11 protein-coding genes and 1 pseudogene are annotated in these 13,559 nt (G+C 74.3%); 6 read left to right on the plus strand and 6 right to left on the minus strand.

The features are described 5' to 3' along the window. Positions 1-297 precede the first annotated feature (297 nt). From AOK18_RS05190 to AOK18_RS05210, 5 genes are all read right to left on the minus strand, one after another. Positions 298-606, minus strand: coding sequence for a DUF3040 domain-containing protein (locus tag AOK18_RS05190; protein ID WP_055693534.1), 309 nt, complete (start codon positions 604-606; stop codon positions 298-300). A 218-nt stretch (positions 607-824) separates the two neighbouring features. Continuing rightward, positions 825-1,133, minus strand: a complete 309-nt coding sequence (locus tag AOK18_RS05195; protein WP_055572807.1) for a hypothetical protein — start codon at positions 1,131-1,133, stop codon at positions 825-827. Positions 1,134-1,152: 19 nt separating this feature from the next. Continuing rightward, positions 1,153-1,566 (minus strand): SRPBCC family protein, encoded by a 414-nt coding sequence (locus tag AOK18_RS05200; RefSeq protein WP_055572808.1) that lies wholly within the window; start codon positions 1,564-1,566, stop codon positions 1,153-1,155. Between the two features lie 587 nt (positions 1,567-2,153). Continuing rightward, positions 2,154-2,852: a response regulator gene (locus AOK18_RS05205; RefSeq protein WP_175400300.1), complete on the minus strand. Its 699-nt coding sequence runs from the start codon at positions 2,850-2,852 to the stop codon at positions 2,154-2,156. Beyond that, a complete protein-coding gene (locus AOK18_RS05210; RefSeq protein WP_079104854.1) occupies positions 2,798-3,997 on the minus strand; it encodes a sensor histidine kinase in 1,200 nt (399 codons plus the stop codon). Before AOK18_RS05210 ends, AOK18_RS05205 begins: the two co-directional genes overlap by 55 nt. 150 nt (positions 3,998-4,147) lie before the next feature. Between AOK18_RS05210 and AOK18_RS05215 the strand changes: the two genes are divergently transcribed. After that, positions 4,148-4,768, plus strand: a complete 621-nt coding sequence (locus AOK18_RS05215; RefSeq protein ID WP_074995475.1) for a VanZ family protein — start codon at positions 4,148-4,150, stop codon at positions 4,766-4,768. A 92-nt stretch (positions 4,769-4,860) separates the two neighbouring features. Here AOK18_RS05215 and AOK18_RS05220 read toward each other — a convergent pair whose 3' ends face one another. Further along, the gene (locus AOK18_RS05220) at positions 4,861-6,579 is read right to left on the minus strand and encodes a SpoIIE family protein phosphatase (protein WP_055693535.1); all 1,719 of its coding nucleotides are present in this window, start codon (positions 6,577-6,579) and stop codon (positions 4,861-4,863) included. Between the two features lie 592 nt (positions 6,580-7,171). Between AOK18_RS05220 and AOK18_RS05225 the strand changes: the two genes are divergently transcribed. The 5 genes and pseudogenes from AOK18_RS05225 to AOK18_RS05245 form a co-directional block, all read left to right on the plus strand. Beyond that, a complete protein-coding gene (locus tag AOK18_RS05225; protein WP_055693536.1) occupies positions 7,172-9,679 on the plus strand; it encodes an ATP-dependent Clp protease ATP-binding subunit in 2,508 nt (835 codons plus the stop codon). A gap of 77 nt (positions 9,680-9,756) precedes the next feature. Beyond that, positions 9,757-10,275 carry a general stress protein gene (locus tag AOK18_RS05230; RefSeq protein ID WP_055693537.1) on the plus strand — a complete coding sequence of 173 codons (519 nt, stop codon included), beginning with the start codon at positions 9,757-9,759 and terminating at the stop codon, positions 10,273-10,275. Positions 10,276-10,642: 367 nt separating this feature from the next. Then, on the plus strand, positions 10,643-11,557 hold the full coding sequence (locus AOK18_RS05235; protein WP_055572814.1) for an AurF N-oxygenase family protein: 915 nt from the start codon (positions 10,643-10,645) through the stop codon (positions 11,555-11,557). Positions 11,558-11,580: 23 nt separating this feature from the next. Beyond that, positions 11,581-13,125 carry an FAD-dependent oxidoreductase gene (locus AOK18_RS05240; RefSeq protein ID WP_055572815.1) on the plus strand — a complete coding sequence of 515 codons (1,545 nt, stop codon included), beginning with the start codon at positions 11,581-11,583 and terminating at the stop codon, positions 13,123-13,125. Between the two features lie 227 nt (positions 13,126-13,352). Next, positions 13,353-13,559 (plus strand): annotated as a pseudogene (locus AOK18_RS05245) (baeRF2 domain-containing protein); the annotation flags it as partial.

Below are 13,559 nucleotides of genomic sequence, written 5' to 3' on the forward strand. Positions count from 1 at the left end.
CGGCCGGCATTTCGAACACCTGTGTTTCGGTCGTGTGCTGACCCCCGGGAGCGGGGCGTGGCGGAGCGTGGGGGATGCACCGACCCTTGTCGCGCAACGGGGCAGGCGCACGGCGGCGGTGGCCGAAACGCCGAGCACGCCTCGAGCCCGGGCACGCCTTGGTCCCGGGCCACGTCCGTCCCGCGGGCCCGGGACCACACGCGCCGGGTGGGGCCGTCTTCCGGACGGCCCCACCCGGCGCGTGGACGGGGGACGCGGGACGGACGCGTCACCTGGCGGGCGGAGGACGCCGGACGCTCAGGGTTCCGTCCACCGGCACAGCAGCCGGAACACCCGGTACAGCGTCACGGGCCAGAAGGCGGCGAAGACCGCGATCACCGCCGGCTCCGAGGTCGTGATGCCGGCCACCATGAGGACGGCGGAGACCGCCAGCAGCACCGCGACGGTCCACGGGCGCGGCCGGTGGCGTGCCACGCGGCCCCACAGGGACCACCGGCGCCGCTGCGGGGCGCGCATGCGCCGGGCGAAGCGGCGATCACGACGCAGCACGCGTTCCGTCTCGGAGAGGATGTCCTGCTCGTCGTCGCGAAGCGGACTGGTCGTCACTGCCCCTCCTTCGTCACGGGCCACCGGGGACGGGACGCGGGTGCCCCGGCCCCGCCGGACCAACCGGCGGATCCTGGGAGGTACGGGACGGCCGACCGGGCGGCGGACGGAGGGCGCGGGCGTGCGGGACGAGCCGGCGGCGTCCGCCCGGGAGGACGGGGCGGATCGTCCGCGTCCCGCGCGTCGGAGCCGTCGGGGACCGCCCCGGGGGGCCGCACTCACGGCCGGGGGTTGGTGCGGTGCCACCGCGGACGGGCGTCGCCGCCACGGCGTCCGGCGACCGAGGCGCAGCGCGGGCACTGACGCCGCACCCGGTCCGCCGCCCCTCCCGACTCCGGGAAGGTGTCCGGCCAGCCGACGTGCGGGAAGCGGACCAGCCGGGAGCGGCTGAGGGACAGCCCGCAGACGGTCTGGTTCAGACCCGGCTCCCAGGCGTGCACCTCGCCGGCGGGCAGCCGGCGGCGGCCCTCCTCCTCGTCCGTCCACTGTCCGGAGGCGGCGACGGCGTACTGCTTGACGCGTGCCACGGGGTGTCCGCTCCGTCCCTCATCCGGCCGTGTCGTCCACGCGCAGCCGCACCTGTTCCTCCAGGCGCCGGAGACTGGTGTCCAGGGCGTCGCCCGCGGCCCTCTCGCCGGGATCGTGGCTGCCGTCGAAGAACGACAGGTGCACGGTCACCTCACTGGCCCCGCTGCCGATGCCGGCGACCTGGAGCCATCCCGCGTAGCTGCCCCGGTCGCGGGTGCCCCACTCCAGCCGCATCTGCTCGGGCCGGGCACGGAACAGGGCGGAGGTGTCCTCGTCGGTGCGGTCCTCGTGCACGGTGACGGCCGGAAGCTCCCCGGCGTCCACGTGCAGGGCCTCCGGCAGCCAGGTCTCCATCCGGTCCACGTGGGCGGCCTGGTCGAAGACGTGCTCGGGTCGTGCCGGCATGGTCCGTGAACGCTCGTACTCGGTCATCGCGATACCGTCCTCCGTCGGGGTCGTACAGCAGCGGAGTCGCCCGCCTCCTGCCGGAGACCGCGGGGCCCCGTCGGCCCCGGAGGCCTCCCGGCCCGGGTCCGTGCGCGGCGGGCCCGCGCACGGAGGCCCCGGGTACCCGGTGGCACGCCGGACACGCCCTGGACGGCGAGCCGCCCGACGACGCCCCGTCACCGCCGGCTCCGGTCCCGTCGCACCGGTGCGTCCGCCGCCCGCGGCCGTGCGGCCGCACGCGCGGCCCTCCGCCGCGGCCGGCCGCCGCCGTGCCGAACGACGGGCCTTCGTCGGACCACCCAGGAGACGCGGGAGGTGTCCGGTCCGGAGGCGGTGGTCCGACGATGCCGCCCCTCCTTGTCGCTTGTCGCGCACGCGGCGCCGCCCCGGGGGACCCGGCCGGGGCGGCACCGCACCACGGGGTCCGGAGCGGGCCGGCGAGCCGCCGTCCGTCCCGCCGCGGTGGCGGCGGGCGGTCCTCCGCGACGTCGTGAGCCGGACGCGGCCGGCGCGGCGCGCGGTGCGGTGGCCGGCGGGCCCGCCGCTGTGGTGCCCCGGGGGCCCGCCGCACCTCAGCCCGTCCGGGCCAGCCCGACCCGCCACGCCCAGGCCGCGATCTCCACCCGGTTGCGGACGGCGAGCTTGCCCTGGACGTTGCCCAGGTGGCTCTTGACCGTGCCCACCGTGATGTTCAGGGCGTGCGAGATCTCGGCGTTGGTCAGTCCCTGGGCGACGAGCCGGACGACGTCCACCTCGCGCGGGGAGAGGTCCGTGTCCGGTGCCCGCCGCGTACCGGGCGCCCCCAGCCGGCGCAGCAGACGGACCGTGACCGAGGGACTGATCAGGGAGTCTCCCACCGCCGCGGCCCGGACCGCCTCCGCCAGCAGCCGGGGGCCGGAGTCCTTGAGGACGAAGCCGCAGGCACCCGACCGGAGGGCGGTGTCGACGTACTCCTCGTCGTCGAACGTGGTGACCATGACCACCTTGGGGACGTGGCCCGCCGTGGGGCGGGTCAGCGCACGCAGCGCGTCCAGGCCGTCGAGACGCGGCATGCGGATGTCCATCAGGACGACGTCGGGCCGGTGCCGGGCGGCCTCCTCGATGGCGTGGACGCCGTCCACGGCCTCGGCGACGACGTCGATGCCGTCCTCGGCCGCCAGGATCATGGCCATGCCGGTGCGCACGATGGCCTGGTCGTCGGCGATGAGTACGCGGATCACGACCCGTCCGTCCCGGCCGGGGCGAGCGGCAGGCAGGCGCGGACCAGCCATCCTCCGTCCGCGGTGGCACCGGCACGGAACGTGCCCCCGGCCCCGGTGACCCGTTCTCGCAGCCCCCTGAGGCCGTAGCCGTCGGCAGCGGGCCGGCGGGCCGTGCCGTCGTTGGCGACTTCGACGACGGCCTGCTGCGGGAGGACCTGCACGCGGACCCGGACGTCGCGGCAGTCGCGGGCGTGTTTGCGCACGTTGGTGAGGGATTCCATCGTCACGCGGTGGACGACGGCGGCCACCTCCGGCGGCAGGGTCTCCGTGGGCCCGTCCTCGACGAGCCGCGAGGACACGCCCCGCATCCTGAAATCGGCGACGAGGGCGCGCAGCGAGCGGATCTCCACCGGTGCGGTGAGCGGCACCCCGCCGTCCTCGGCGCGGAGCTGGCCCACCATGCGGCGCAGCGAGACCAGTGCTTCCGCGCCGGTCCGCTCGATGCGCTCCAGCGCGGGCACGACCAGGTCCGGGCGTTTGGCGGCGACCGCCTGCGCGCCCTGGGCCTGCACGACGATGCCGGTCACGTGGTGGGCCACGAAGTCGTGCAGTTCCCGTGCCAGGTCCACCCTCTGGTGCAGACGGATCCGGTGCTCCCGTTGCCGCCGGTCGGCCGCCACCAGGCGGGCGGCCGCACTCGCCCCCGTCACGGCCACGGCCACGAGCGTCAGGACGAAGGAGACGATGACGCTGCCCTCGTTGACGTGCAGCGCGAGGGGCCGTGCGATCACCGCGGCCTGCAGGCCGACGGCGACGACCGCCGCGGGCACCGGCGTACCGCGCCGTACGGTGACCGCCAGCACCACCAGCAGGGCCACGGGTTCGAAGGCACCGTAGGCGGAGGACGCCGGGGCCTCGCGGCCGCTCAGGTGCAGACCCGCGGAGCAGGCGAGCGAAGCGACCGCGGCGGCCCCGGCCGGGAAGACGATCACCCCCGGCCGGGCGCCGCGCCCGACCAGGGCGAGCAGAACCGTCAGCGAGAGGGCCGCCACCGAGGCCGAGACGCCCAGCAGGGTCCCGGTGCCCGGCTGCCGGAAGGTGCCGTAGTGCACGTCCAGCACCGCGGCGGCCACCACGGCGCCGGTCGCGGCCGTCCACAGCAGGCAGCGAAGGGGGCGGAAGCCGTCGCCCGGCCTCCTGCGAGGGAAACACATGCTGCGCAGCGTATGCCGACCGACGGCCTCCCCCCTCTGCCGAAAGTCGTAGCCGGGCCGCTCAGGTCCTGTCTTTCCGCCGATCCGGGCGGGGACCGCGGAGCCGGATGCTGATCACCGAACCGCTGCCGGACGCCGTAGGAGGCCGACGTGAACGTGAACTTCGACATCCCCCCTCTCCTCGTACTGGGACCCGGGCTGATCGCCTTCGCCGCCGTGACCGCCGTCCGCGCACACCGGTCGCGGCCGGGCTGGACCGGCCGGCACGCGACACTGAGGATCGCCACCGCCGTCTACGCCGCGGCGGTGCTGTCGATCACCGTCCTCCCCATCACCGTGACCTGGGGGCAGTACGCCAACCAGACTCCCTGGTTCCAGCAGATCAACTTCATCCCCCTGGTCACCTTCGACGTGACCGCCGTCCCCAACGTGATCATGTTCGTACCGTTCGGGATGCTGCTGCCGCTGATCAGCCGAGTGTCCGGCGTACGCCGGGCGACGGCGGTGAGCCTGCTGGCGAGCCTGTGCATCGAACTGACCCAGCTGCTGAGTTACGTGGTCTTCAACAACGGCCGGGCCTGCGACGTCAACGATCTCCTCGCCAACGCCCTGGGCGGCCTCATCGGCTTTCTGCTGGTGCGTGCCGCACTCCGCAGGCCGTCCCCGGCGGCCCTCCTGCGCGCCGTCGCCCTGCCCGGCTCGGCCGCGCACGGCCGGCGTGCGGCGGGGACGCCGGTGCGGCCGCGCGGACCGGTGCGGTCGCGGGGGTGAAGGCCCGGGCACACCGGCCCGGGCACACCGACCCGGGGCGTCCGGCCCGGGGCGTCCGGGCCGGACACCCGCCGGGGGACCACTGCCCGGGTTCACTTCAGGGTGGGTGTCCGCAGGGCGAGGAGGGCGACGTCGTCGTCGTTGGCGACGGGGCGGACCCGGCGCAGCAGATGGTCGGTGAAGGAGGCCAGCGGGCGGTGGGCGAGGGCGGCGGCGTGCCGGCGCAACCGGTGCAGCCCCTCGTCGAGGGTGCGGCCGGATTCCTCGATCAGCCCGTCGGTGTACAGCAGGAGGGTGGATCCGGGGGGCAGGAGGGTCACGGCGTCGGTGCGGGGGCCGCGGGTCCCGGTGCCCAGGAGGATGCCGTGGCCGTCCGTGAGGTACTCGGCCAGGCCGTCGTGGCTGATCAGCAGGGGCGGCGGGTGTCCCGCGTTGGTCCAGGACAGTTTCCAGCGGCCGTCGTCCGCCTCCTCGATCCGGGCGAAGACCACGGTGGCCATGGCGACGTCGGTGATGTGCAGGAGCGCCTCGTCCAGTCGGCCGATGATCCTGCTGGGGGGCTCCTGCAGGGTCCAGGCGTAGGCGCGGAGCATGTTGCGCAGCTGCGCCATGCCGGCCGCGGCCTCCAGGTCGTGGCCCACGACGTCTCCCACCGCCAGTGCCGTGGCGCCGTCGGACAGGGAGAAGGCGTCGTACCAGTCGCCGCCGACCTGCGAGGCGTCGGGCGCGGGCAGGTAGCGCACCGTCATCTGCAGCCCGGGCACGCGCGGCATCTGGGGCAGCAGGTGGTTCTGCATGGTCTCCGCGACCTTGCGCTGGCGTTCGTAGAGACTCGCGTTGTCCAGGGCGAGGCCGGCCCGGCGGGCGATGTCCTCGATCAGGGGGAGGTCGTCGACGGTGAAGTCCACCGGCTTCTCGGCACGGCCCAGCGTGAGGGCCCCCAGCACCTCGCGCGTGCTGCGGATGGGGGCGATGGCCGCGGAGCGGATGCCGGTCGCCTCGAACAGGCGGCGCTGTTCGAGCGCGATGCCGGAATCCGGTGCCTCCCGGTAGGTCTGCGGACCGGCGAGGGCGGAGGCGACCCCGCGAAGGGCCCTGGACAAGGGCATCTGGGACTCCTCCGGGACCGGCGGCATCGGTCCCTGCAGCGCCTCGTGGCGCACCAGGACGTCACCGTCCGCGTGGACGACAAGGGTGCGCCACACGTCGTCGCGCTCGGTGATCAGATCGACGACGACCCAGTCCCCCAGCCGGGGCACCACCAGGGTCACCAGCCGGCGCAGCGCCTCCTCGACGTCGAGGGTGGAGGTCAGCTGGGTGGTGGTCTCGGCCAGCAGCGCGAGCCGTTCGAGTTCCGGCAGCGGGCCGGCCGCCACCTCCGGCTGGGGTTCGATCTCCGGTGAGTTCCGGGGGTGGAAGAGGACGAGCGTGCCGAGTTCCCGGTCGCCGACGTCATAGGGGGTGATCAGCCAGGAGATGGGCAGCAGGGAGCCGTCCCCGCGGGCGAAGTAGTCCCCCTCGACCTGGGTGGTGCGCCCGGCGAGGAAGGCCTGCCGCATGCTGCACTGGGCCCTCGGCAGGGGCTGGCCGTGGGCGTCCCGGTGCAGCAGGTCGTGCGCGTCGCGGCCGAGGATGTCCTGCGCGGCCATGCCCAGCAGGTGCTCGGCGTGGGCGTTGACCGCGAGCACGTGGCCCTGCTCGTCCACGACGTACGCGCCGCTCCCGAGGGCTTCCAGCGCCCTGCCGAGCGTGGCGGCAGGTTCGGGCGGGGACTCCCCCCCGAGGGCCTGCGTGGGCTCCACCCCGGACATGCCCTCATCTCCTTCACTGACCGGCGGTACTTCCGCACAGCAGTATTTCCTTCCCCGGTGACCTCGTGCGGGTGAATCGAGCCTCACCCTCGAGCGGGTCCCGGAAACCGGATGCGAATTGAAACATCTCCGGCGGAGAAACCTCCACACAGGGGGTGGCCGCCCGTTCCGCACGGAGGCCGGGACGAGGCCGCCTTCGCCCGGACCGGGCGGTGAGCGGCGGTCCCACCCGCGGGCCACGGCGACGGGGGAGAAGGGTGTGCCGGCGCCGGTGCGGACCCGGGCCCGGTCGCTGCCGGTCCTGTCCGGACTGCACTCCACGCGTTTGTCCGGTATCTGTGGAGTCGTGAGGGTGCGGGCGGCTGGTCCCGTCAGGTCGGGTGAGGAGGGGGTACGGGACGGCAGCCGGTGCAAAGGTCCGCCCCGCGCGGCGCGGCGGCCCCGTCGTGCGGGACGGTGGCGCCGGCCGTCCCCCTCGTCGCGCCGCACCCGACGCGTTTGACCGGCGGGAACCGCCGTGCGAGGCACCGGCGACCCGCTTCCGCACGCACGCGGTGACACGGTGCCGAGGCCCCAGGGAAGGACGCAGGAGATGAGCACTCCGGGATTCGGTTTCGGGCGTGGCCCGTTCGACGACTTCGACGACGTCTTCACCCGGTTCTTCGGCAGCGGGCCCCCCTCCGCGCAACGGCGGCCCCGGCAGGTCGACGTCGGAAGCCTGCTGTCCGAGCGTGCCCGGGAGCTGGTCGCACGCGCTCAGCAGGCGGCGGCCCGGGACGGCAGTGGGGAACTGGGCGCCCGGCACCTGCTGGCCGCCGCGCTCGAGGTGGACAGCACCCGGCGCATGCTCACCGGGGCCGGTGTCGACGTGGACGCGCTGGGCCGGCGCCTGGGCGTCGACGCCGCCTTGGAGGAGGCGCCGGGCCCCGGTCCGAACGAGCTCTCGCCGTCGGCGAAGCGGGCGCTGCTGGACGCCTACCAGCTCTCCCGACGCCTGGGCGCCTCCTACATCGGGCCGGAGCACATCCTGCAGGCCCTGGCCTCGAACCCGGAGTCGTCGGCCGCGCGGACCCTGGCCGAGGCCGGCGGCGAGGCCGTCGCGGCTCCGCCCGGGCAGGCGGCCGAGCAGCCCAGCGGCACACCGACCCTGGACGAGTTCGGGCGTGACCTGACCGGACAGGCCCGCGCGGGCAGGCTGGACCCGGTCATCGGCCGGGACGAGGAGGTCGAGCAGACCATCGAGATCCTCTCCCGCCGCACCAAGAACAACCCGGTCCTGATCGGCGACCCGGGCGTGGGCAAGACCGCCATCGTCGAGGGCATAGCCCAGCGCATCGTCTCCGGCGACGTGCCGGTCACGCTGGAGGGCAAGCGGCTGGTCTCCCTGGACCTGGCCGGAATGGTCGCCGGCACGAAGTACCGGGGCGAGTTCGAGGAGCGGCTGAAGAAGCTGCTGGACGAGGTCGGCGAACACGGCGACGACCTGGTGCTCTTCCTGGACGAGCTGCACACCGTCGTCGGCGCGGGGGGAGGCGGCGAGGGCGCGATGGACGCGGGCAACATGCTCAAGCCCGCCCTGGCCCGCGGCGAACTGCACCTGATCGGCGCGACCACCGTCGACGAGTACCGCAAGCACATCGAGAAGGACCCCGCCCTCGAGCGGCGCTTCGCCCCCATCCTGGTCGGTGAGCCCACCGTCGACGACACCGTGGAGATCCTGCGCGGCCTGCGCGACCGCTACGAGGCCCACCACCAGGTCCGCATCCAGGACGAGGCGCTGGTCGCCGCCGCTGAACTGTCCGACCGCTACGTCACCTCGCGCTTCCTGCCCGACAAGGCCATCGACCTGATGGACCAGGCCGCGGCCCGCGTCCGGCTGCGGGCCAGGACCACCCCGGCCGACACCCGCGACATCGAGGACCGCATCGCCGCGCTGGGCCGGGAGAAGGACCAGGCCGTCGCCGAGGAGGACTACGAGCGCGCCAAGGACCTGCGCGACCGGATCAGGCGGACCGAACAGGAGCTGAAGACCGCGCAGGACGAGGACCACGAGCAGGCCGAGCCGAAGGTCACGGCCGAGGACATCGCGGAGGTCGTCTCCCGCACCACCGGCATCCCCGTCGCCCAGCTCACGCAGGAGGAGCGGGAACGCCTCATGGGCCTGGAAGGGCACCTGCACCAGCGGGTGGTCGGCCAGGACGAGGCCGTCGCCGCTGTCGCCCGCGCGGTGCGCCGGGCCCGCGCCGGCATGGCCGACCCCCACCGGCCGGTGGGCAGCTTCCTCTTCCTCGGCCCCACCGGGGTGGGCAAGACCGAACTCGCCCGCGCGCTGGCGGCCGCCCTCTTCGGCGACGAGAACCGCATGATCCGCTTCGACATGAGCGAGTTCCAGGAACGTCACACCGTCGCCCGGCTGGTCGGCGCCCCGCCCGGATACGTCGGCTACGACGAGGCCGGCCAGCTCACCGAGGCCGTGCGCCGCCGGCCGTACGCGGTGCTGCTGCTGGACGAGGTCGAGAAGGCCCATCCGGACGTCTTCAACGTCCTGCTGCAGCTGCTGGACGACGGACGCCTCACCGACGCCCAGGGGCGCACCGTCGACTTCAAGAACACGGTCGTCATCATGACCTCCAACATCGGCGCCGACCGCATCCTCTCCGCCGGCGTCGAGGACTACGCCAAGGTCCGCGCGTCGGTCATGCCCGCCCTGCAACAGCACTTCCGGCCCGAGTTCCTCAACCGCATCGACGAGATCATCGTCTTCCGCGGCCTCGAGCGCGGCCAGCTGCGGCAGATCGTCGACCTGCTCCTGGAGCACACCCGCCGCCGGCTGCACGCCCAGGACGTCACCCTCCAGGTCACCGACGGTGCCGCCGACCTGCTCGCCGACCTCGGCCACCAGCCCGAGTTCGGCGCCCGGCCGCTGCGTCGCACCATCCAGCGCGAGCTCGACGACCGGCTCGCCGACCTGCTGCTGTCGGGTGCCCTGGAATCCGGCGCGAGCGTCCGCGTGGACGCGGCGGACGGCGAGCTCGACATCCGGGCGGTGGACGGCGGCGCCGCCGGGGGTGCCACCGCCGGCAGCGAAGCCGCCCGGTGACGGAGCCGGGCGGCCGCCCGGCTTCCCCGCACCGACCGCCGTGCCGTCCGAGCGGCCCCAGACCATGGAGCGTACCGATGTCCGCTGAACCGTCCCCGCCCCGTACCGACCGGGTCGTCGTCGAGTCGTACCCCACCTACGAAGGAGCCCAGCGAGCCGTCGACTTCCTCGCCGACAGCGGCTTCCCCGTCGAGCGCACCGCGATCATCGGTTCGGACCTGAGGATGGTCGAGACCGTGCTGGGCCGCCTCACCCGCGGACGCGCCGCCCTGGCCGGCGCGGGCTCGGGAGCCTGGTTCGGCCTGCTCGTCGGGCTGCTGCTCTCCCTCTTCGCGGCCGGATCCCACACCGCTCTCGTCCTCCTGCTCAGCGGGATCGCCTACGGCGCCGTCTTCGGAGCGGTCTTCGGCTTCATCGGCCACGCCCTCACCGGCGGGCGCCGCGACTTCACCTCCCGCAGCCAGATCGTCGCCGGACGCTACGACGTCGTGGCCGACGCGCAGGTGGCCGGGGAGGCCGGGAGCGCGGTCGCCGAACTGCGCTCGCGGGAGAGTCCTGAGGGGCACCGGGGTCCGGGTACGACGCCGTCCTCGTGACCGTCCGGGAACACCCCGCTCCGGCGTCGCCGCGGGCCCGCTGCCCGGCGACGCGCAAGCCGCTCCGGGGCCGCCCGCCGCCTTCACCGCACCACCCGGTGGTGAGGGCGTGCCGCCCGCCCCCTCGGCGTAGCCGGGGCGGGAGGTCCCCCGGGGCGGTCCACCACCTTGCCCGGACCCGGGCGCACCCGGGCGGGACGAGGCGCCCGGCGCACGGTGCCGACGGCAACGGCACCGCCTCTGCGGGCGGCCCGAGGGTGGGCACACGACGACTCTTGCTATAAGGTTCGTCAGCAAGGCGCTGTTACCGCCAGTAATGGCAAGGGAGGGCGGGGCGCTTCCCGGACCCGACTCGAGGAGTCCCAGCATGGCCATCAGCAGCTCGCGACCGGAGGCCGAGAGCCCCGCGCCCGAGGACGGCACCGCCCGGCGGCTGCTCGACTCCTCCGCGCGGCTCTCCTACGACCCGCTCACCGAGGTCGACTGGCAGACCCCGCTCGACGAGAGCTTCCACGGCACCAGCCCGGAGTGGAGCACCCTCTACGGGACGGAGTACTGGAACGAGTTGACCGACGCGCAGCGCAAGGAGCTGACGCGTCAGGAGGCCGCCTCGGTGGCCTGCACCGGAATCTGGTTCGAGATGATCCTGCAGCAGATGGTGCTGCGGGACGTCTACGCCAAGGACCCGACGGACGACACCGTCCAGTGGGCGCTCACCGAGATCGCCGACGAGTGCCGGCACTCGATCATGTTCGCCCGCGGCGCGCGCAAACTCCGGGCGCCGGCCTACCGCCCCCGCCGGACGGCGGTCGAACTCGGCCGCCTCTTCAAGACCGTCGCGTTCGGCGAGGCGGCGTACGCGTCGATCCTGGTGGCCGAGGAGGTCCTCGACGTCATGCAGCGCGACTGGATGCGCGACGAACGGGTCGTGCCCTTCGTCCGGACCATCAACAACATCCACGTCGTCGAGGAATCACGGCACATGAAGTTCGCCCGCGAGGAGACGCGCAAACACCTCGCGCGCGCCGGAGGCGTGCGCCGCCGGATCCACTCGCTGGTCATCGCCGTGGCGTCCTACGTCATCGTCACCAGCATGGTCAACCGGAAGGTCTACGCCAACGCCGGACTGGACGAGGCGCGCGCCCTGCGCGAGGCGAAGGCCAACGAGCACCACAAGTCGATGATGCGCTCCAGCTGCTCCGGACTGATGGACTTCCTGGCCTCGGCCGGACTGCTCACCAAGCCCGCGCTGTTCTTCTACCGGCGCGCCCACCTGATCTGACGACCTCCAGGCGAGCGGACGACATGGCCTTCGCGATCACCCAGACCTGCTGCACGGACGCCACCTGCGTCACCGTCTGCCCGGTCAACTGCATTCACCCCGCGCCCGGGGAACGGGCCTTCGGCAGCACGGAGATGCTGTACATCGACCCGAGGGCGTGCATCGACTGCGGCGCCTGCGCCGACGCCTGCCCGGTGGACGCCGTCCTCCCGGTCGACGCCCTGACCGGCGGACAGCGGGAGTACGCCGACATCAACGCGGCCCACTTCGGGCATGCCGCGACGACGTCACGGGCGGAGGCGGAGGAAGCGGCGGACTCCGGGACGGCCGGCCCCGGCCCGAACCTCCACCCCTGGGGCGGACCGGCCTTCGACCGGGTCCTGCCACCGGACTTCCGGCCGCTGCGGGTGGCGGTCGTCGGCACCGGGCCGGCCGGCATGTACGCCGCCGAGGACCTGCTGCTCCACACCCGCTCCGAGGTGACCCTCGTCGACCGGCTCCCGGCCGCCGGCGGACTCGTCCGGTACGGCGTGGCGCCGGACCACCCGGCGACCAAGAGGATCGGCGACGCCTTCGCCCGCTTCCACACCCACCCCCGCGTCCGCATGCACCTCGGCCTCGACGTGGGCGCGGACGTCACGCCCGCGGAACTCGCCGCACACCACGACGCGGTGATCTATGCCGTGGGGGCCGCCGCGGACCGCCGGCTCGGCATACCCGGCGAGGACCTGCCGGGCAGCCTTCCCGCGACCACCTTCGTCGCCTGGTCCAACGGGCACCCGGAGGTCGCGCCGGACGCGGTCGCCCTCCGGACCGGACGTGCCGTCGTGGTCGGCAACGGCAACGTCGCCCTCGACGCCGCCCGGCTCCTGGTCTTCGACCCGAGGACGCAGGCCGGCACGGCGCTCGCCGGCCACGTGTGGGAGGAACTGCGCCGCGGCGAGGTGCGCGAGGTGGTGCTGCTCGGACGCCGCGGCCCGGAACACGCGGCGTACACCGGGCCCGAACTGCTCGCCCTGAAACACCTCCCCGGAGTGGACCTGCTCGTGGACGACCACGACGCGCGCGTCGGGGCCGCGATCGACGCCGCCGGTCCCGGGGACAGGGCGGGGCTGCTGCGGGGCGTGGCGCGTGAGACCGTCGACTGGTCCCTCGCCCCCGGGGCGGCGGCACGGCGGCGCATCGTGCTCCGCTTCCTCTCCGCGCCCGTCGAGGTCCACGGGGACGGGACCGTCCGCGCGGTGCGCGTCACCGGCGGCACCGGTGAGCAGGAGATACCGGCCGGGCTGGTGCTCCGGGCGGTCGGCCACCGCGGGGCGCCCCCGGCGGGACTGCCGTTCGACGAGGAGACCGGGACCGTGCCGCACGAGCGCGGCCGGGTGCCCGGCAGGCCGGGGACGTACGTCGTGGGCTGGATCAAGCGCGGGGCGTCGGGGGGCATCGGCGCCAACCGCGCGTGTGCGGCCGAGACGGTCGGCACCCTGCTGGACGACGCGGTCGCGGGAGCGCTGCCCGCGCCGACGGGCGGACCGAGGGCGTTCCGCCGCCTCGTACGCCGGCGCCGCTGACCTCCCGTCATCGTCCTGACGTCCCCGCCCGCCGGCCGTCCGCGGCGCCCGAACGCCCCGGCGCCGGCCGGGAAGGCGCTCGTCGGACGCGACGGCGCCGGACGCGACCGCGGGAAGAGGCTGCTCGCCGGCCGGCAGGCCCGCCGGGGGCGGGGTCCCGCCNNCCGTGTGTTCGTCCCCGGCCTTCGGGTACTCAGCCGGATATCAGGACGAATGAGGGAGAAAGAGTGCACCTGTCATTTTTGGGGCCCCTGTTCGAGCGTCCCGGCCCGTGGGCCACCGTCTACTTCGATCCCGCCCAGAACGACGAGGCGGGAGCCAAACGACGCGAGCTGTCCGTACGGGAGGCGTGCCGGACGCTGGAGGAGGAAGGCGCCGACGCGGCGACCGTCCAGGCGGTGCGCGACGCCCTGACGGGCATGGGCCCCGCCGAG

Origin of the sequence: Streptomyces prasinopilosus (genome assembly GCF_001419695.1) — a bacterium.
GTDB lineage: Bacteria > Actinomycetota > Actinomycetes > Streptomycetales > Streptomycetaceae > Streptomyces > Streptomyces prasinopilosus.

Excerpts from the sequence above, each read along its gene's own strand:
- AOK18_RS05230 (WP_055693537.1), top strand. The coding sequence starts at position 9,757 with ATGTCCGCTGAACCGTCCCCGCCCCGTACCGACCGGGTCGTCGTCGAG.
- AOK18_RS05225 (WP_055693536.1), top strand. The coding sequence starts at position 7,172 with ATGAGCACTCCGGGATTCGGTTTCGGGCGTGGCCCGTTCGACGACTTC.
- AOK18_RS05210 (WP_079104854.1), bottom strand. The coding sequence starts at position 3,997 with ATGTGTTTCCCTCGCAGGAGGCCGGGCGACGGCTTCCGCCCCCTTCGC.
- AOK18_RS05235 (WP_055572814.1), top strand. The coding sequence starts at position 10,643 with ATGGCCATCAGCAGCTCGCGACCGGAGGCCGAGAGCCCCGCGCCCGAG.
- AOK18_RS05220 (WP_055693535.1), bottom strand. The coding sequence starts at position 6,579 with ATGTCCGGGGTGGAGCCCACGCAGGCCCTCGGGGGGGAGTCCCCGCCC.
- AOK18_RS05240 (WP_055572815.1), top strand. The coding sequence starts at position 11,581 with ATGGCCTTCGCGATCACCCAGACCTGCTGCACGGACGCCACCTGCGTC.
- AOK18_RS05205 (WP_175400300.1), bottom strand. The coding sequence starts at position 2,852 with ATGGCTGGTCCGCGCCTGCCTGCCGCTCGCCCCGGCCGGGACGGACGG.
- AOK18_RS05200 (WP_055572808.1), bottom strand. The coding sequence starts at position 1,566 with ATGACCGAGTACGAGCGTTCACGGACCATGCCGGCACGACCCGAGCAC.